This is a genomic window from Vibrio sp. SNU_ST1, assembly GCF_030563405.1.
In the GTDB taxonomy this organism is placed as follows: domain Bacteria; phylum Pseudomonadota; class Gammaproteobacteria; order Enterobacterales; family Vibrionaceae; genus Vibrio.
Genome location: NZ_CP130749.1, coordinates 238,208 through 258,480 on the forward strand (window position 1 = coordinate 238,208; position 20,273 = coordinate 258,480).

Here is a 20,273-nt window from a genome sequence, read left to right on the forward strand (position 1 = left end):
TAAACATCATTGTATTTTCAACAGGGGTTGTATTGCGATGGGTTTCACATTTGTCCTTGATAAAGCAATGAATTAAGTCGAGAGCCACAAAGTTATATCCACGATAGTAAAATTTTCGGTATAGCAAAATCTTTGGATCATAATGGTGTTCGTAAAGGTATGCTTAGTACCCAGTCAACTCCATATAGCCCGTACCAGAGTGTGTTCCTTCAATAACGATTGGCCCCTCCCAATAGGGTACTGACAGTGGCATTTTTGCTTCTGGATTGAGTGCCGAGACGGTCAGTTCGATTTGTTGAGTGGGAATCGAAACTTGCCACTCTGTTGGGTAGTCACGCCCATCGATTTCAGTTTGCCTGATGGCGGTTAAGCTGATGTCTTGCTGTGAAATCGCGATGCCAGAGCCATCTTGTTGCATTAACCTTGCGCGAGCATAACTGGCTTTGCCTGATGTTGAGTTTCGAAGCTGAAATACCACCAAACTGGTTTCATCACTCAGCCTTAGCGCAAACCAATCCCAGCCTTGTTGCGAGTCGAGCAAAAACTGCGAGCTCCACTCTCTGTCTATCCAACCTTTGCCGAAAACCTGATGAGTGACGTCATCAATGGTTACTTCGCCTGATACATTAATGAATGGTTGGCTGTAGTAATAGGAAGCCACTTTGCCATCGCTACTTTTAGTGCTGTAACCTTGTTCACATTGCTTTTGATAAGGCGCGTTGTTGGTTAACTTAAGCGAGTATCCAAATTGCTCCGAGTTAGCGACCAACGTGGCTGGAAATAGGTCATTGCTTGATGAGTTCCATTGCCAGTCATCGAGATAAACATTTAATGGCGAAGAGCTAACACCCGCAAGTTCAGCTTGGCCGCGTGACCATTTTTCATCGGCGTAGTGCTTATCTTTAGTGGTGACAGCACTGTGTGCCATGTAGATTTGCTGACTTTGCCATGCGGTTTTATTGGCGCTATTGGCACTTTCTTGTGGTGCAGTTGCGAAGCGGAATTGTGTCCACTGCACGCCTAACGCATTGCCGTCTTCATCAATTAAGTTTGCGGTTAAATACCACCACTCATGACGAAAATTAGGGTGTGCTTGATGGTCGGCAGGGAAGCTGATCTCCACGCCTTTTACTACCGGAGAAAATTTCGCTTGATCGATTGCCGTTTCATTCTCGGTTTGTGTTTCAGTACCGAGTATCGACCCCATATTTTGTGTTGATTGTTGTGTTGATTGTTGTGTTGAGTGGTGTCCCGATTCTTCGCATCCTAAAAGGAGCGAAATGCCAAGCGTGAGAACGAAAACTCTCATTGCTCGATTCATCACAATACCTCGCTTTGCAAGCTGGATACCACGGGTTTACTGACCAAACGCCACAGTGGAATCAAGGTCGCAATCACAGCCACTATAATGGTGATGGCTGTGATGCTGAGTGTGTCACTCCAATTCCATACGTAATTTAAACTCCACCCAAAAGCGCGCAGGGTAACGATGTCCGTCAACACATAACCGATCATAGCGCCGAGCGGTATGGCGACAATTAAGGTAAAGGTAACTAATATGACAATCTGCCCGACCACCATCGTCATCAACTTTCGCTGACTAACACCGAGCGCATACAACCTTGCAATGGCGGCTTTGCGTGCATCGAGCAACATGAAACACGCACAGAACAAGCCAATCACCGCCACCATTAAAGTGACGCCATTAAGTGCTCGAGTAATGGCAAAGGTTTGTGAAAAGATATCTAAAGCGAGGGATTTGATCTGTGCTTGATCGTAAAGCTGGCTAGGGTGCAGATTCAGCTGTTGGCGCAGTTGTTCGTACACCACTTGTGGGTCGCCAGAGACTTTGATTCCTAAGCTGGTTGGCAAATCCGTAAATCCGCTTTCGAGCCATAAATTAGGTGCAAGTAACACTTCGCCATTCGGTGAGCCGTAATCATGAAAAATCGCCCCGACGATGAGTGTTTTGTCTTGGATCGCGTCGAGCTTGAGTTGGCTTCCAAGGGACAAGTCGAGCTTCACCGCTGTAGGTTCGCTGATCGCCACTAATTCACCTTGGTAAAAGTGCGTCCAAAAGTCATTAAGGTAGGATTGGAACACCATAGTTTGCTCAAGTGTGTCTTTGTCTTTGGTGCCGAGCAAAGTCGGTAAGCCCTGCAAATTATCATCGACGTAGTATTGCTTATAGACGGTTTCAACATTATCAAACTGTTCTAACGCACGCTCTACATATGCGATTTCACCTTGGGCAGGGCTAACGTAAATATCGGCATGTAAGCGCTGTTCAAGCCATTGCTTTAACGTGGATTCAAAGCTGCCGACTAAGGTATTCATTCCCACATTGGCGGTGACAGCGAGAAGCAACGCCATCATGGCAAGGGAAAGAGGGGAGATAAGTTCACGCAGCTCGGCAAACAGATATTGTATTAATCCCGATTGGGTGCGCTTTTCGCTCCAGTTCGCTAGCACACTGAGCGTTTTGGGCAGATACAAGGGAATCGACACCACTAACACACCGAGCCATGCCATGGTGAAGCGGTGATGTTCGCTCAACCATAACCCTGCTAACGCGACAATGGTTAATACTGACCCGATAACAAACAGCTGATTTTCGTTAGAAGCTTCCGGCGCTTGATAGAAACCGCCATGAGAAGAGAGGGGTTGTCGCACTCGATGTTTAAAGTGCTGCCAACACGCGACAAGCGTTGCGGCCAGCGTGAGTAGCAGTGCCTGCACTAACCATTGCCACTGCCATGTACCGGGAAGCAGTGTTGCACCATAAAGTTGCTCAAGCGTTATCGCGACGGTTGGATGCAGCCAATGGCTGAGTTGAATGCCGAAAATGAAACCAAGCGACGCGCCTAGTGTGACTAAAAGAGTCAGCTCGACTAACAGAGCTGAAAACACGATGCTTGGTGCAATCCCAGCTTGTTGAATTTGCACCAACAGCCGATTACGTTTCAGCAAACTGTACTTCACGCCATTGTAAGCGATGAACAGGCCAACCAAAAACGCCAACAAACTCATAGCTGTGAGGTTGAGGTGAAAGCTATCGGTAATTGAACCGAGATCCGTGCTTTGGTTGTTGGAAATCCATTGCCCTTGCTCGCCTATGAGGCTCTGCCATTTATCCTGAGTATTGTTTTTAGTGTCGCTCTTCGTGTCAAAAATAGCGATATAGCTCAGTTGCCCTTGCTTGTTAAGCAATTGCTGAGCGAATCCAATGTCCATTAACATTCTGCTGCCCAGTTGCCATTCATCGGGCAGCACTACCACTTGGGTGAGCACCTCATCCAAAGTGAGAGTGTCTACTTCTCCCAAGTTTTGGTGTTGCGACTGGCTCATCATCACAATGGGTTCACCCGCCAAGAGTTGTGGTAAAGGCAAGGCGTTATCGAACAGGGAAATGTTTGGCTCTTTGGTTTGAGTATTGCTTTCTTCGTCGGTGCGAGAGTGGCGAGATCTTGAAGTGAGGGCTGCGATCAGCTCACTGCCTTGAACTGACCAACGTCGACCTTGCTCGTCTCTTACTCGCCCTTCTATAACAGGTAGCGCTGCGCTTAATCCACTTTGTCTTAAGCTGAAGTAGAGCGCTTCCGGCAAATAGTTTTGTCCTGCTGGTGGAATGATAAGGTTCTGCGCTTGGGCGCTAAGTTGCTCGGTCGATTCTGCATAACTGCGCTTGGCATTGAGGTTGATGGCTTGCACGGCGACAAATAAGGTGACCGCTAGCACAATGCCGATCAGAATCGCTGCGGCTTGCAATGGCGATTGGCGATAATGTGCCGCGAATAGATTCAATGTCAGTTTGGTATGAGTGAGCTGGCTCTGTGCGACTCCAGTTTGTTTCATTGAATGGCTCACAACGCTGCTGCTCTTGGGGTTAGTTCTGCGTTCCTTAAACAACCATCATCTAACACCAAACTTGTCTGCATAAAGCTGGCGCATTCTGGGCTGTGTGTAACCAAAAGCACGGCAGTGTTACCTTGCGTGGTGATTTCACTTAACAGCTTCATTACTTCTAAACCGGCTTTGTGGTCGAGGTTGCCTGTGGGTTCGTCGGCAAGCAGCAGCTTAGGTTTATGGGCTAACGCACGCGCTATTGCTACCCGTTGTTGCTGACCGCCAGAGAGTGCGGATACATGTCTTTCGAGTAGATCGCTGATACCCAATGCATCAACTAAATAATCGCACCAGTCGCCCCATTTTTGTTGATTCAAATGCAAAGGGAAGGCGATGTTTTGTTTTACGTTGAGTGGGGTTAGCAAGTTAAATTGCTGAAAGATAACGCCTAGTTTTTGATGACGGAAGCGGCTCCATTGTGGGTCTTTCCAAACCGACGTGTTGTCACCATCGAGCCACAACTCACCACCTGAAAGTGGTTCAAAGCCTGCGATGAGATTGAGTAGAGTACTCTTTCCGCTGCCACTTGCTCCTGTCAAAGCCACACTAGCTCCTGTCGCCAAAGCGAAGTCAACGCCCTCCAACACGCTATGGGTGTCTTTGCCGTCAACAAAGCTTTTGCTGGCCTGTTTCAGCGTGACAACTGGGTTTTCCATTTCCTCTCCTTGTAACCAACAATGACTATCAAACTGCGTCGATCGATGACAATCAATACGACGATAAGCTCTATCAAACTGTAGACAACAATTTGAAAAAGAAAGCGATTTACATCGAATTATTAATAACTTGTACTTCGAAAAGAGGGAAATAGATCAGTGTGAGCAGGAATGCAGATGTTAGTGGGAGTGTTTAAGCCATCAAAGATGTTTTTGAATTTGTTGTTAGATGGTTCGTGATCACGTTTATGATCTTAGAGTAAAGATTATTTGCACTAAATTTTCACGTAAGAATCCGCAATAGCAACTTGTTGTCAACGTAATGAGATTAATTTATTCGCGATTGTGTGCTTACACCACTAATCGCTAATACAAGATGGCAGATTCTATGATTTTCGAATATTATAGTTCTAATATTGGGATAAATATCACATTTCGGTGCGTGCATGTTTAGTTGTCAGTCCATTTGTAAACAGTTCGTTTTACTGCTAGCAGTAATTGTTTGTTCGCTTTTCACGGTATCCGCTAGTGCAGACACGAAAAGCACCTTGCGTGAAGAAACAATAATCATAGGGGTTATTAGCTCTAACCCAAAAAAAGCATTCAAACGTGCACAGCCTTTTGCTGATTACTTAGCTGAAAATCTATCCAACTTTGGTATCAAAACAGGCCAAGTTGTCGTCGCCCGCGACTCTCGTCAAATGGCTCGGTGGATAAAAAGTGGGCAGGTAGATCTGGTTTCTGAAACGGTGTTTGCAGCACAGGAATTAATGCAATATTCGGGTGCTGAACTTTTAGCAAGACGATGGAAAAGCGGTGTGGCGGAATATCATTCAATCTTCTTTTCCAAACGCAATAACGGGGTCGACTCCCTAGGTGACCTACGTGGCAAAACGGTTGTCTTTGAGGATGTCGGTTCTACTAGTGCGTTTCTTGTCCCTGCGGCGATACTGCTTGGGCAAGGATATAAGCTCTATGAGCTAAGCTCCCCTAGAGAGTATCCACCGAAAGACAAGGTTGGTTACTTTTTCTCCGATGAATATTCAAAGTCTGGAGGAGAATCCAACATGATGAGCTGGGTTCATCGTAATATTGTTGCGTCAGCTGCATTTAGTAATCTCGATTGGGAGAAAGAAGTTCCCGATCAGATAAAACAACAGTTACAGGTAATCCATACTTCTCAAGCCATCCCCCGCTCACTAGTACTAATACGCCCAGATCTCTCCTCCAAACTTAAGCAAAACATGCTCTTAGTATTGCTTGCGGCTCATGAAAGTGAAGAAGGTAAACAGGCTTTGAAAGCCTATAAGAAGACGAAAAAGTTTGATGCTATCACACCAGATATTGTAGAAAGCATTTCTTGGGCAGAAGCGCAAAAACTACTGGTTGATGAATACATCTCCCGTTAACTAGAGAAGTCATTGCTTATGAAGCTAAAAGGTAAATTGGTTCTCGGAAACATGCTTATGGTCGTTTTGACTATGGGCTGCCTTTCCTTGTCTCAGTGGCTGATATCTTCATACTATAGTGATGAAATTCTGGAAGAAACGGCAACTAATATTGCAGAGAACTTTACTTCCCAAGCACAGAGTCAAGCAGAACAAACGGTTGAGTACCTCTCAGATGCACTTTTTGATCCGATGTATTTTTATGATATCGATAATATTAACTCCATTTTAGAGCCTGCCTTTGAAAATAAAGATGTCATATTCATAAAGGTTTTTGATGCTAATGGCCTGATAGTTCATACAGGAGAAGATGTAGTACTCGGTTATGGCTCCAACTTGGATATGCCAAGGGTGCAAGAAAATGTCTTGAATAAGCAAGAAGCTTACACTGAAATCAATTCATCAGCACTGATTGTTGCGCGGCCAATCACGATGAATAAGACTCGGCTAGGTGGCATAGTGATGAGCTACTCCTTAAAGGCCGTGAAAGACGATATCGAGAAAAACAACAGAATTATCAAGGAGGTTACTGAGTCGAGTAGAAGCTATAGCGCGGTATTGAGCATAACCTTGACGATGTTCATGTGTCTGGTCAGCCTACTCTTTTCCATGTTATTAGCTAAGACGATGATTCGTCCGATTAATCAACTCCTACAACATTCGAAACGCATCAGTAAAGGGGTTTTCCAAGTATCAAACAATATCCAGCGCAGTGATGAACTCGGAGAGCTTGCTCAGGCATTTGATAGGATGGATTCAAGCCTCAAGCAGCGGAATGAGGAAGTTGAGTTTTTAGCTTACAACGACCCACTGACTAAGTTACCGAATCGCTCTCAGTTTATTAAATGTCTTGAAAGGTGTATTCATCGATGCAAACAGTCAAAAGAGGTGTTTGCGGTTTTCTTTATCGATTTGGACGAGTTTAAACGTGTCAATGACAACCTTGGACATCAAGCTGGAGATGAGCTGTTAAGTGAAGTGGCTCAAACATTGACTAACTCGCTAAAAAAAATGGGGCAAATGACTACAAAGGAAGAGCCTCAATGCATGATCGCAAGAGTAGGAGGGGATGAGTTTTTACTTCGCTTATCAGGAATTAAGACACAGGATACAGTATCTAAGTTTGCCTCTGATATTGTGCACTCACTAAAACAGCCTATTTACCTCAATTCTGTAGGTGAATCGGTAGTGGTCGGAGCGAGTGTTGGTGTTGCATTATTTCCTGATTCGGGAGACACCTCTGAAGACTTGGTTAAAAGTGCGGACATGGCAATGTACAGCGCCAAAGAAAACGGCAAAGGTAGGTACTGTTTCTTCAACCAAGAAATCGAACAGAAGATACTAGCAAGGGGAGTCATAGAAAAGGAACTTAGAGCCGCTATCGATGACTTCTCTCAGTTTAGGCTCTTATATCAACCAAAGTTTGACCTGAAAACAGGGCATGTCGTTGGAGTTGAAGCCCTTATACGTTGGCAGCATCCTACAAAAGGCAATATTTCTCCTATTGAGTTCATTCCTATTGCTGAAGCTACGGATATTATTCATACACTTGGTGATTGGATAGTAATGCAAGCCTGCAAAGATATTCAGGCGTGGGATTTTAGACATCACCTTCCTCCCGAATTTTATGTTGCGATAAACCTGTCTCCAAAGCAGCTCTATGGCGATAAGGCACTCCGAACATTCCAATATCAAACACAAAAACATCAAGTTGAAGTGACAAGGTTACATATAGAAGTAACCGAAACGGCCCTAATGTTTGATAAGGTAAGCGCAAAGAAAACGTTGGACGATCTTAGGAGTATGGGGATTAAAGTCTGGTTAGATGATTTTGGCACCGGATACTCTTCACTAGGCTTCTTACGAGAGTTCAACATTGATGGTTTGAAAATTGACCGAAGCTTTGTCAATGATCTTGAGTGCGACATGAATGACCGCGCTCTATGTGCGGCAGTTGTTTCAATGGCTCACCAGCTAGGTATTAAGGTCGTTGCTGAAGGAATTGAAACAACGGTCCAGTCAAGCTTCTTAGCGCAATCGTACTGTGACTACGGACAAGGTTATCTCCTAGCCAAACCTATGTGTGCAGAAACGCTGTCGAAAAAACTTGAAACTGGGTTGAGCAAACCGAAACAGACAAACGTTATTTATCTGAAGTAATTACGTCTTATTCAGAGTCGATACCGACCAATAACAGTGTATTAATGTCTTCATGGACTAGTATACATTCCAAACTTCCCCCGTTTAACGCAGTGTTAGGAGAGTTACCTAACACGAGCGCAAGTTATCGCGATCAACGATGTACTAAGGAAGCAAGATGATCTTGCCGTTTAACCGTGTGGTTTTCGATTCAATAAGATCAATAGCAGTTTGAACTTCATCGAGTGGTAGATATCTGTCGACATCGAGCTGAATGTCGTTGGTGATGAAGTGATCTAGCATGGTCGTGAACTTATCACGGCGAACATCTTTCCCCTCAGCCTCTTCCCAATAACGTAAGAAGAAGGTGTTGAAATCGATATCTTGGCTTTTCGCGTGTTCAAAGAAGCGTGGCTCGTAAAAATCCAGCGACAGCGTCCCGTAGTTGATAAAACGCCCATTGTTGCCAAGGGTGTGAATAAGGTCGGTTCCGGGTGAACCGCCAATTGCATCAAAGGCAACGGTTGGCATAGGCAAGTCTAAAGCCTTGATTTGAGAAACTAGATTAGCGTTCGAATCTAACGTCCAACTGGAAGTGGCTGGATATTGTTCCGGCTGTGATGTAACGACAATGATTTTGAAGCCGAGTGATGCTGATAACTGGGAGAAGATCTTACCGATGGCAGAGCTGCCTGCGTTGATGATCAACACATCTTCTTGGGTCAATTTGGCTATTTCCGTCGTCAGCACCCACGCGGTTAGTGCATTGATGTACAACTGACAGGCGTAGCCATTATCTAGGTGCTTAGGAATGTGGAAGAGGTTATCTGGTGACACATCGATATAGTTCTGCCATGTGCCGCTTGCTGCGACAAGCACGCGCTGATTTAACGCAAACTCAGCGTGGTCGGATTCTACGACCGTTCCTACTGCTTCAAACCCCGGCACTCTCGGCGGCTGGTGGCTGTGTTTGTATTGCCCAACACCATAAACCGACAACAGATCACTAGGGTTGATGTTGGTCGCTTCAATTTGCACTCGAACCTTATCTTTATCAAGCCCCCCTAAAGCGACATGTTCTAGCTTGAGAGATTCTTTTGGCTGACCGAAACGGAACTGGCTAATTCGGGTATTTTGCTTAGTGTCAGTCATAGTTTGGGTACCTTTGGGTTAAGAGCACTGCATCGATTTTAAGTGTAGCGTGTTCATAAACAGTCTTGGGTCGGTAATATTGTTCAACATGGCTGGCGTTGGTAAACAGTCGTCATCAACGTAGTCGACATAGTCAGCGGCTGAATCAAAGATCAAAATATCCAAGGCTAAACGATCTAGCCCGTATAGACCTCGGTGGATCATATCCGCTGAAAATACCAATAAGTCGCCTGCGGCTAACGGTATCTGCTTGCCGCCAGAGATATCATCACTGCTCATTTTACCGTTTTCTTCTTGGCGAACATTGTATTCTTCTTCATTGTCCCAGCGCTTGTGTGTGCCAGGGATAAGCTCCATGCCGGGCTCATCAAAAAGAGGGATACGCAGATGCAGCACCTGGGTTTCCATGATGACTTTCATCTGGTCATCAACGTCGTAGTCGTATTGACAGTCACGATGCCAGAAGTCTTTTTGTTGCGGATTTACTGGGTTGAAGAATAGCTGCGTATTCATGAATGCCGGTTTGTTCGGAATCACCGCATCAACCACATCCATCACTTGTTTTGAGCTGATGAAGTTGAAAAGCACGCTTCTATCGTCGGCAGGCAAATATTCGCTTCCCGTAATTAAAGACGAGTTAAATGCTTCTTCTTTATAGAATTCTTCGTTGTCTGCTTTCCATGATTCATGAAACTTTAGCACCACTTTTCTAAGCGACGCAATCTGAGCGTCATCGAAATAATTTCTGATAACAAAGTAACCATGTTCATCGTAACGGTCATTTAATTGTTGGCTGTTTTCTACCACTGACTACCTTCGTTCATTCTTTATCGTGCAATAACCACAGACTTCTTAGGCGCATAATGCCAGACAGGTGTCATTCAACCAAGTAACAAATGAACCATGACGAGGTTCGATAGAGCTAAAAAGACATATCTTTGTTAGAGATATAGGCAATGTCGAGCCCTTCAATTTACAGTCACATGACTAGCTTACTGCCACATCACCAATACTGCGGCGATAGAAAGCAAGATAAGTGCGAGAATGTCTTTGCGAGCAATGCGTTGCCCTAACCAGAAGTAAGAAATCAGCACCATGAAGATTACTTCGACTTGCCCGAGTGTCTTTACGTAAGGTACGGCTTGAAGTGACATTGCGCTAAACCAACCTAGAGAACCGATAACACTCGCTAGGCTTGTCATGACTACTAGTCTCGACTTCTTGAATATCTGACGTAACGTGTCTCGTTCTCTGAAGAATAGATACGTACAAATAATGCATGTCTGAAGAGTAATCACCAGAAACAGTACCCAAGCAGCGCTATGAGGGAAAAGAAGCCCTATGCTTAAGCTTGCTTCCCGCACCCAAAGAGACGTTAAAGCAAAAGCGGTGCTACACCCCATACCCAACAAAAATACTTTTGGAGACAAGCTTCGCCAGCCAGAAGAACTACTCATTATTAGTACGCCTAATGTACCAATAAGCACGCCGATCCAACCTGTTAGTGTCAAAGCCGTACCAAAAAACAATACGGATAGCACAGCAGATACGGGGGCTTCACACTTGGCCAATCCGGCTCCTATCGCATAGTTTTCGAGTTTAAATAACATCACCATTAAACCAGTCGCGAGGATCTGCATAACCGAAGCGGCAACAATATAGAAAACAAACTCACCGGAAAGATTAGGCGCGGAGACTGGTTGCCATTGATAGAGGGCGTAAAGGTAAATAAGGGCGATTGGGCTTGCCCAAATAAAGCGAGCTAGCGTCACACCAGCAACACTCATGGTGCCGCTTAATTTACTTTGAAAGGCATTGCGCCAAGATTGGCTGAATGCAGCAAGGAGAGTAAAGGCTATCCAACTAAATGACATGACGCTTCCGTGTGTTATGTAAAGGGATGATTATATTAACAAACTTAACCTGTAGAAGAAGAGGTTTGTTTCTTGAGCGTTTGTTTTTCATACGATAGTGTATTTTGGTAAATCAGACCTTTGTGCGAGCCTATCTTTGAATAGTCAGCTCATTGAACTTCGACACCACTAGCTAGCCACCTCAAAACATTGGCTCTTTTCGGTTCTTGAAATAGAACAAAGCGCTGATCGCAATGAACAACAGAGTGAAGTAATAGAAAAACGAAGACAGTGAGGCTAAGAAAGCGAGGTTGAGCTCTATCTCTTGTTCGGTGTAGCCCTGAGACACCAATCTATAGTAGTAAGCGTACAAAATACCGATCAGCCCATATCCGAGATTAAACATCAGGCCTTTAAAGCTGAGAACTGTGGCTCGGTTGTGTGATTCGGTTTTTTTATTCAGGTGGTAGCTAATGAAAATGTTCATCGTCATGATGATAAAGATCAGTATCAGTGCTGGAATAACCCCGTAAATCGTCCAACCTAAACTAATCCAATAGTAAGTCGCCATGCATGCTAAACCCATAACCCCAATGAAGGTTTCTGGCTCCATGCTTTCTGCTAGCCTACGGCTTTGCCCCGCTAATATGATTTTAAGTAAGCTGATACCTGCGCCAATAAAACCAAAGTAGATAATCGGAATATCGATGGCTAGATAGTACTGGCTGTTCATGGTCAGGAACATTCTAGAGGTGTGTTCGAACAGGCTGTAGTACAGTAAGATGAACAGAACGTAAGGCGTAGCAAGTACCCACTTACCTGTGTCAGCTGTTAATTTAAGGCTGGCGATGGTGGCTGCTAATTTGGTTTGATCGCTTGGCATCACCTTTTTCTCTTCGCGCATGTTAACCGCGGCATAAATGGCGATCATTGCGACAAGTAGGGTAGCGAAAACAGGAATGCGCATGAGGTTTTTGGTGCTTTCAGGCTCTGCTAGTCCGAGAGCGTGAAAGATGTTCGCCATAAAGTTTACATCGTACATCGCAGCACCAATTAAGGTGACAAAGATCCCCACACTAGAGGCGACACGAAGCTGGATTTGCAGCACTCGCGGCCACAACTCTTCATTGCCTTGTTCTTTTATGGTGTCGTAAGCCAATGCCTCGTCGGCGCCGCTGGCCAGTGCCATTGCTAAGCCACTGAGTATCCGGTTAATCAGAAATACAATGAACACCAAGTCGGGGCTTCCGATTGGTACTAAGGCGATCATCGCGATCTCAATAAACATCACAATCGAAGACAGCACCACTAGTTTCTTGCGGCCTAAGGTATCGGCGAATGCGCCCGATGGCACCTCAGCAAGCACAATCGTGGCTGCCCAAACGACATTAAGCATCGCGAACTGAGATAGGGTTAGTCCGTAATCTAAATAGAGTAGGGTGAATATAGGGTAGTAAAAACGCGCAAAGTAGCTGCTTCGAAACATTAAGAAGTAGCGGACATTGGGAATGTTAAGGATTTCTTTGAGCGTCATAATAATTTCAGCAATTTAAATAACACATTATTATGTATAAACCTTTTTGCTTTATTAATCATGGAATTGTTTCACAAGCTAAACAAGAAATAACTCATCTACTTACCTGAACGTTCAAGGTTATTGTTCTAAAAAAATCAATTAATTGGAGTCAATGCCAGTCAAGAGAGTATTAGATACTGTAGAGCTGTAGAGCTGTAGAGTTGTAGAGTTATAGAGTTATAGAGTTATAGAGTTATAGAGTTATAGAGTTATAGAGTTATAGAGTTATAGAGCCAATCACTCCAATGCTAAACTTCCTGTCAAGAAGTACTCTTGACAGGTGTTTTGATTAACTACTGAATTGCTCTGCTGATATTACTGGTTCAATTGTGATGATCGGATGATGAGTGACATTACGGTGTTTAATACTAATTCTCTGTTTCCTTAGAAGCGTTAGACGTTGTGTCTTTTATCAACCAACTATCAAGCACGCCTTGTAGCGCATCCAAAGAGGTTGGCTTCTCTAGGCGACCGTCCATCAGTTTTCTGATCATGTCTAATTCGTGTTGTCCCGATTCTCCAGACAAAGCAATGATTGGTGTTTGAGGTGAGCGCGCCTTGATGAGCTGGCTTGCATCGAAACCATTCATTATCGGCATTTGTACGTCCATTAAGACCAAATCAACCTTGTGTGTTCTGAACAACTCGACGGCATTTTCCCCGTTTTTGGCTTGCAAACTGTTAACGCCCAGTCGATTCAAATACATCTGAACAAGCGTGCGCTGTACTTCTTTGTCATCAACAATAAGTACCGTCGGTGCAAGATAGCTTGATGTTGGTTGATTTTCTGCTTGCGCGCGTTCTGTTTGCTTACTTTCTGTTAGCGTGCTTGCCGGTTCAGATTCTATATCACCGCTTGGAGTTTTGTTCTCTGGTTTTACATCCGCTTCGGCTTTATCTTCCGTCGATTGGTTGTGTTTCCAACCGTTGAAATAAGGCGTACGCAGCGTCTCCGCTTTTGGAGCATTAGGTACAATAGGGAAGTACAGGTGAAACTCAGTAAATTCACCAAGTTTGGAGTGGCATTCTACTCTGCCACCAAATGAGCGCATCACTCTTTGGCAATAACCCAGTCCTAAGCCGCTCCCACCGCTTTTTTGGTAAGAGAAAAAGTCATCGAAGATCTTATGAACAATGGCTTCGTCAATGCCGGGGCCGGAATCTCGAAATGTCAGGACGTTCTCGTAAGATCCTGTTTTGGTGCTGATCTCAACTTGGCTGTCTGGATAAGAGTCAAAGTAGTAGATCGCGTTACGTATTAGGTTGAAAATGACGAAGTTGAATAGAGTTTCATTCAGATTTGCTACAAAATCATCGTGTTGTGGTAAACGAATGCGTTCAATAATCTTTTCATTCTCAAAACCATAGTGGCTTACGGCTTGATCCACGGCTTTATGGATAGAGGTCATGGTTACTGGACCATGTTCAGGCGTGCTGTCACTGACTTCTCGTAAGATGATGTCAATCAGTTGCCGCCCGCGTTGAATTGCTGCTTGGCCATTCTCAATGTCAGTCAAGATTTGTTGAGCTGGTGCTTGATTATCAATGTGCTGCTTTAACACCTCAAAATGCAGTTGCACTTGAGCCAGTGGATTGCGCATCTCATGAGCGATTGAGTTAGCCAGTGCACGACTTTGGCGAATACGCCTATCGGCTTCAATGGTACTTTGTACTCGATTTAACAAGGTTTGCAGTGCAGAGATCTCTTCATTAGAGAACATATGATTGTTGCTTTTATGTGATGATACTAGCAAGTGTGTGACTGATTTTTTGTGTCCGAATAGTGGCATTACCAACGCAGTGTTGTTCGAACTCATCTTGTCATAAAGCGCTTTTAGCGATCGCTTAGCTGGCGCAGTATCATCGAGCTCTTCAGAAAGCTCATCGAACACTAAAACGGACTTGTTGTTAGATAGGTAATCTTCGTAGCAGGTTTCATTGTAGTTGCTGTTAACTAGTCGAAGCTTATCTTCTGGGATTTGCAATTGGCGACCTAAACGACGCATGGCATCGTCAATCGACAATTTGAAGTCCTCTTCTAATGCAAGGATTCGTTGCACTGGTGTCTTTTTGTTTCCGTAGACAAATAATGAGGAGTAAGGACTTACGCGTTTGTAGAGTAGGTTCCAAGCGACGCCGATCATCGCACTAATAGGGATGGCTAAAAGCCATTGGTTACCGTCATTTAGGGGGATAAATACCGAACCAAAAGGTAGCACCAAGATTGCACACACCAACAGCACATTAAGGCTTATGTATGTAAGGTATTTAAAACTGTAGAAGCGAGAGGTCAGCAGTGCATAGCCAAAAAATAACATCTCACTGAGCGACAAGGCTGGGGGGAGCCAAGTGAGTGAGAAATCACGTAGGAAATAGGCAATGCCAATGTGAATCGTTGCGGTAGATAGCATGAATACCAAGATGCCCGTAATCATGTAGTTCGTTTTGGCTAATGTTAGCTTGCTGCTATTGGCACGCATGGTCACTAGATTAACCAGTGTAAGGGCAATTAAGCTTATTACTCCTATAAAAAAGTACGGTGTGTGTGGACCAAACTCGATCACGAATTGGCTTGGAGCTGTAATGGTAACATCTTCTACCGTTAACCCCGGGGTCAAATTGATATAGAAGGAGTAGCTAGTGAGGATCGCGAGTATGCTTTGTTGCCACAGATGGATTTTACCACTGCGGTTTTCGGCTGCGAGTTGACATGAAAAGTAATAAGCAAAGGCAAAAGCAAGGAAAGAGCTGAGGTTGGCCAACTTTGCTGTGAATATGGCTGCTGAAGGGCCAAGTCTCGGCAATAAGTCTGTATGGAAGTAGGCATTGCTGCTGATCCACGTAATAATACAGATGGAATAGGCGATGTAAGGTACATGGTGTGTCCCCGCTATCACTCCGTTCTTTTGTTTAAGTCGGTAGCAATAATAGATCAACCACATTACAACCACGGCTACTGTTGCAAGCAGTGTGATCGCTTTTGTATAGATTATCGCCTCTAGCCCAAAATCAAACATCTTCATATTACTTGCCATTCTGTATTTTTATTTTCACGGAGGCAGCGTCTATACTCTCGAAAGTTAATGTGACTGAATGCATTGAGCATCAGTCCAATATCCCATAGCCCGCGGTAAGTCAGTAAGTTCGTTTCGTTCAAGTCACAAGACCCTAGCGGTAAATATGCCTTTGGTCCGATAGCCTTATAAAAATCGAGTATCAAAGGTTGATCTATAATAGTGAAGCCAATTTTATAGCCAGTTTGATGTAATAAACTGATCATCTCTTTTTGAGCAAGATAGAGGAAATAGAGCTTTTGTTGAGTATTTCCACTCACGGTTAGGCGTAAAATTTCACATACGGCTTGCTTTTCGGATAATTGTAATTGGAACTTATTATCGAACTCCAGGATAGAGTCACACTTTGATAGGGTAGGTGGAGTGAAAATCTGTAGCCCTGTTAGCCCGTCATAACCGTATCGGGATAAACTGTACTTCCATTTTTCATTGCTAAACGTGGGGGCGTAGCTTAGCCAAGTTTCATTTTTTGACCAATCTTGAATTAGCGCTGAAGAGACTAGGGTCGGAAAGGCTTCATCTTTTGGGTGTTTGAGCAGAACAAAGTGCTTACCTGTTTGCGATAAGTGGAGTAAAGGCAGCATCTCATACCACTTCTCACCTTTAATAAAAACCTCAAGGTTGCTTAAAGGAATAGCATCGCTGATCGGTATTCCTTGAGGATGACTTGGCGTTTGTACTATGAGTTGGCTATCTTCTATCTGGTCAATGATCATACCGTAGTAAGCACTATCTTGAATGGGTAGAACCATAGGAGAAAGCGGCTTGATGTTTAATGGTGATTTTGCTTTGATTGCGGAAATTTCACATTCACACCAAAAATCTAGCCAATGCATGTAGCACTTTCCTACAGCCTGTTCTAGAAGTGCAACCTCTGCGGATAATGTGCTTGGATAGCGCTGAATCAGATCGCGGTAGTCCATCACTTCAAACATTACTGAGTCGCTTTTTGTTTGATGTTCAGGGAAAAGCAATTCTAATTGGTTTCGACGATATTCTGTCACGGTTTTGAAAAGAGCTGTGCGCTCTTGTGGTTGATAAGTGTGGAGTACGAGTTCAACCAGTGCGTGTTGTTTTTTTTCGATAGGCAGGCTGCTAGCCAACAGTGAACCTAAAGACGACATTAATTCCATGTAGTGAACCGCCCAAGTTTATCCAATTATTTTTATGTGACTTGTACCCGTTTATGAGAGATGTATCTATGGCTGATGTTTGAGAGTAGTTACTTTATAAAGTTGCTCTAACTTTTTTTGTGCATTTGATTTCTCATAAACAAGCTGCATTTTAAGATGAAAGTCTACTACTTGTACGAATCCTAAACAACATGGTTTCGCTATTTTTTAATCAGTTCATGAACCGCTAAATTAGTTTATTCTCAAATACTTACTTGTCAGCTTATTGTTCGGCTTTGTTTTTTGACAGTGCCCTGTGTTTTGGGGATCGTTACACCATAATCTCTGATGAAGTGATGACATTCGAGGTTTAAGCTTGCCTGCATATGAAACATTATTGCGAGTAATCCCTCGTGAATGATTGAGGTAGAGAGAATTTATGAAGATAGTACGATTAACATCATTACTTGGAATAGCAACCTTGTTTAGTGTCGCGGCGTTAGCTGGGTGTAGTCAGAAATCAGAGGTACCAACCCAACCACAAGATAATGCCAACCCTATCTGCAGCACTAAAAATCTGACGGGTGGTTGGTCGCAAAGCGAGATTACACCAGAAGCCAGGCAAGCTTTAAACGCAGTTCTTGGCCAAATGAACACTTCAGCTGAGCTCAAACAGATCTTGAGCGTTCGAACTCAGGTTGTCGCGGGTTTGAACTATGCTATCGAGTTTGAAATGGATAATGGTGAAGTGTGGAACAGCATCGTTTACCGTTCTCTACAAGGTGACATCAAAATGACGCAACCTGCACAGAAAGGTCGTCTCTGTCCGTTGATCAACGAGAAATAGCCCATTGATTAACTAGCATGTAAATAACATCGCACACATAAAAATGGCTCCTACTTAGGAGCCATTTTTTATTCTGAATATTGCTTACGTCATGAACCTGATTAACTGGCCAGTTCAGGCTCTGACAGCTCTTGCACACAAGCACGGCTGATGTCTTCATCAATGTAGGCCATTCCAAGTTTATTGAGATAGTCCATACGATCCGCAGTGCGCAGTTCGATGTCTGGGCCTACGATGTTGTTCTCTTGATAGATCTCAGTTAAGTGAGCCATGAATTGCTCGCCAACACTCATCATTAATAAGCTCATTGCGCCAACATCCGGTCTTACTTTGGCACGTTGTTTGTCCGTTAAATTTACCGCTAACACGATAGGGCGCTCTTCACCCTCAAAACGAGTGCTGCGCTCGCGAATGGTTTGCTGAGCCCAGTAGTAGGCCAGTTCTTTGCTCTGAGTTAAAAATACGGGCTCAACGGATTCTGTGTAGTTATTGCCAATCGTTGCCATGGTTTTTGAAGCGGCTTCATTGAGTGCTTTGTCTCCTGAGCGTTTCAGCCCTTGGCCTTGGATTGAAGCGAGCAAGGCTGAGGATGTGCCGTGATACCAAGTATCACCAGTAGCGAAACCATTTTCTGACAGCAGCGTTTTAGCATCTTGTAGGTGTGTCGGTATTGAAGTCATAGGCACTCTCAATAAATAGGCATATCAATAAATAGGAAAATCAACAAACAGGAATATGAACAGTTTAAACAGAATTTTTCAGGGTCACAGTGGTGTGGAACACAAATCTGAGGCTTTGAGATGAAGCCGGCAGTACAAGCTTCATCCCAAAACCTCCTCCCTCCCGGCACCTAATAGGGAAAAGGGAAGGGGAGATTCTAGAGGGGAAACGCTGTTAACGATTAATCAAATTGATTAGACGTATTCGCTTCACCCGCTGCTTTTAGTGCATTTTCACCAGCAAAGTACTCTTTGTGGTCATCACCCATGTCTGAACCAGACATGTTTTGGTGTTTAACACATGCAATACCTTGGCGGATCTCTTTACGTTGAACGTTAGCAACGTAGCCCAGCATGCCTTGGTCACCGAAGTATTCTTTTGCAAGGTTGTCGGTAGACAGTGCTGCTGTGTGGTAAGTCGGTAGAGTAATCAAGTGGTGGAAGATACCCGCTTCGCGAGATGCGTCCGCTTGGAATGTACGAATCTTCTCGTCAGCACTTGCAGACAGTTCAGTTTCATCGTATTCCGCACTCATTAGGCTTGCACGGTCGTAAGCTGATACATCTTTACCTGCTGCTGCCATTGCATCGTATGCTTGCTGACGGAAGTTTAGCGTCCAGTTAAATGATGGAGAGTTGTTGTAAACCAGTTTCGCGTTAGGGTGAACTTCACGTACGCCATCCATCATCTCTTTAATTTGACCAATGTGTGGTTTTTCAGTCTCAATCCAAAGTAGATCAGCACCTGCGTTGATTGCTTCGATACAGTCGAATACACAGCGATCTTCACCCGTACCTTCGCGGAATTGGTATAGGCCTGAAGGCAGACGCTTAGGTCGAACTAGCTTGCCGTCGCGGTTAAAGCAAACATCACCTTCAGCCATGTCTGCAACATCAATCTCTTCAACATCTAGGTATGAGTTGTAGATGTCACCTTGGTCGCCTGGCTCTTTCACTACTGCGATTTCTTTTGTTAGACCAGCACCTTGTGAGTCGGTACGAGCAACAATGATGCCGTTGTCGATCCCTAGTTCAAGGAAAGCGTAACGAAGTGCGCGAAGTTTCGCGTGGAAGTCAGCATGAGGAACCGTTACTTTGCCGTCTTGGTGACCACATTGCTTCTCATCGGCTACTTGGTTTTCGATTTGTAGACAACAAGCACCCGCTTCAATCATCTGCTTAGCCATTAGGTAAGTCGCTTCTGCGTTACCGAAACCAGCATCGATATCGGCAATGATTGGTACTACGTGTGTTACGTGGTTGTCGATTTTGTCTTGGATAAGGTCTTGTTGGTTAACATCGCCCGCTTCACGTGCCGCGTCTAGCTGACGGAATAAGCCACCTAGCTCACGAGCATCCGCTTGGCGTAGGAAGGTGTATAGCTCTTCTACTAGGCCAGCAACTGACGTTTTTTCATGCATAGATTGGTCTGGAAGTGGACCGAAGTCAGAGCGAAGTGCCGCAACCATCCAACCTGAAAGGTATAGGTAACGACGGTCTGTCTTACCATCAAAATGCTTCTTAATAGAAATCAGCTTTTGTTGGCCGATGAAACCATGCCAGCAACCCAGAGACTGAGTGTATTGAGAGCTGTCTTCGTCGTAAGCCGCCATGTCTGCACGCATAATATCTGCCGTGTATTGCGCAATATCCAGACCTGTTTTGAATTTGTTTTGAGCTCGCATACGAGCTGCAGATTCAGGGTTGATTGCATCCCATGGAGCACCAGCAGCGCTTTTTGCAACTTCAATCTTTTCGATATCTTGTGTAATTTGCGACATAACTATTCCT

General features: G+C 44.3%; 14 protein-coding genes. 3 read left to right on the forward strand and 11 right to left on the reverse strand.

Annotated elements, in window-relative coordinates; genetic code table 11:
- Window positions 1-163 precede the first annotated feature (163 nt).
- From Q5H80_RS15370 to Q5H80_RS15380, 3 genes are read right to left on the reverse strand one after another with little or no spacing between them, the layout of a single operon-like run.
- The gene (locus tag Q5H80_RS15370) at window positions 164-1,321 is read right to left on the reverse strand and encodes a lipocalin-like domain-containing protein (protein WP_304570288.1); all 1,158 of its coding nucleotides are present in this window, start codon (window positions 1,319-1,321) and stop codon (window positions 164-166) included.
- Window positions 1,321-3,855 (reverse strand): ABC transporter permease, encoded by a 2,535-nt coding sequence (locus tag Q5H80_RS15375; RefSeq protein WP_304570289.1) that lies wholly within the window; start codon window positions 3,853-3,855, stop codon window positions 1,321-1,323. Before Q5H80_RS15375 ends, Q5H80_RS15370 begins: the two co-directional genes overlap by 1 nt.
- Before the next feature lie 8 nt (window positions 3,856-3,863).
- On the reverse strand, window positions 3,864-4,562 hold the full coding sequence (locus tag Q5H80_RS15380) for an ABC transporter ATP-binding protein (protein ID WP_304570290.1): 699 nt from the start codon (window positions 4,560-4,562) through the stop codon (window positions 3,864-3,866).
- Between the two features lie 548 nt (window positions 4,563-5,110).
- On the opposite strand from Q5H80_RS15380, the gene Q5H80_RS15385 reads away from it, so the two are divergent.
- Both Q5H80_RS15385 and Q5H80_RS15390 read left to right on the forward strand, forming a co-directional pair.
- Window positions 5,111-5,971 (forward strand): phosphate/phosphite/phosphonate ABC transporter substrate-binding protein, encoded by an 861-nt coding sequence (locus Q5H80_RS15385; protein WP_304570291.1) that lies wholly within the window; start codon window positions 5,111-5,113, stop codon window positions 5,969-5,971.
- Between the two features lie 18 nt (window positions 5,972-5,989).
- Window positions 5,990-8,170 carry a bifunctional diguanylate cyclase/phosphodiesterase gene (locus Q5H80_RS15390; RefSeq protein ID WP_304570292.1) on the forward strand — a complete coding sequence of 727 codons (2,181 nt, stop codon included), beginning with the start codon at window positions 5,990-5,992 and terminating at the stop codon, window positions 8,168-8,170.
- Window positions 8,171-8,314: 144 nt separating this feature from the next.
- On the opposite strand, the gene Q5H80_RS15395 is transcribed toward Q5H80_RS15390, so the two are convergent.
- The 6 genes from Q5H80_RS15395 to Q5H80_RS15420 all read right to left on the reverse strand — a co-directional run bounded on the left by Q5H80_RS15395 (window position 8,315) and on the right by Q5H80_RS15420 (window position 16,937).
- Complete coding sequence (locus Q5H80_RS15395; protein ID WP_304570293.1) at window positions 8,315-9,301, reverse strand: zinc-dependent alcohol dehydrogenase family protein; 987 nt, start codon at window positions 9,299-9,301, stop codon at window positions 8,315-8,317.
- Between the two features lie 18 nt (window positions 9,302-9,319).
- The gene (locus Q5H80_RS15400; protein ID WP_304570294.1) at window positions 9,320-10,108 is read right to left on the reverse strand and encodes a phytanoyl-CoA dioxygenase family protein; all 789 of its coding nucleotides are present in this window, start codon (window positions 10,106-10,108) and stop codon (window positions 9,320-9,322) included.
- Between the two features lie 185 nt (window positions 10,109-10,293).
- The gene (locus tag Q5H80_RS15405; protein WP_304570295.1) at window positions 10,294-11,175 is read right to left on the reverse strand and encodes a DMT family transporter; all 882 of its coding nucleotides are present in this window, start codon (window positions 11,173-11,175) and stop codon (window positions 10,294-10,296) included.
- Window positions 11,176-11,356: 181 nt separating this feature from the next.
- Window positions 11,357-12,688, reverse strand: coding sequence for an MFS transporter (locus Q5H80_RS15410; protein WP_304570296.1), 1,332 nt, complete (start codon window positions 12,686-12,688; stop codon window positions 11,357-11,359).
- Between the two features lie 410 nt (window positions 12,689-13,098).
- Window positions 13,099-15,747: a response regulator gene (locus Q5H80_RS15415; protein ID WP_304570758.1), complete on the reverse strand. Its 2,649-nt coding sequence runs from the start codon at window positions 15,745-15,747 to the stop codon at window positions 13,099-13,101.
- Between the two features lie 2 nt (window positions 15,748-15,749).
- Window positions 15,750-16,937 carry an acyl-homoserine-lactone synthase gene (locus Q5H80_RS15420; protein WP_304570297.1) on the reverse strand — a complete coding sequence of 396 codons (1,188 nt, stop codon included), beginning with the start codon at window positions 16,935-16,937 and terminating at the stop codon, window positions 15,750-15,752.
- Between the two features lie 418 nt (window positions 16,938-17,355).
- On the opposite strand from Q5H80_RS15420, the gene Q5H80_RS15425 reads away from it, so the two are divergent.
- On the forward strand, window positions 17,356-17,763 hold the full coding sequence (locus tag Q5H80_RS15425; RefSeq protein ID WP_304570298.1) for a cystatin domain-containing protein: 408 nt from the start codon (window positions 17,356-17,358) through the stop codon (window positions 17,761-17,763).
- Between the two features lie 101 nt (window positions 17,764-17,864).
- Here Q5H80_RS15425 and Q5H80_RS15430 read toward each other — a convergent pair whose 3' ends face one another.
- On the reverse strand, window positions 17,865-18,443 hold the full coding sequence (locus Q5H80_RS15430) for a hypothetical protein (protein WP_304570300.1): 579 nt from the start codon (window positions 18,441-18,443) through the stop codon (window positions 17,865-17,867).
- 221 nt (window positions 18,444-18,664) lie between these two features.
- Complete coding sequence (locus Q5H80_RS15435) at window positions 18,665-20,263, reverse strand: isocitrate lyase (protein ID WP_192853511.1); 1,599 nt, start codon at window positions 20,261-20,263, stop codon at window positions 18,665-18,667.
- Window positions 20,264-20,273: the final 10 nt, after the last annotated feature.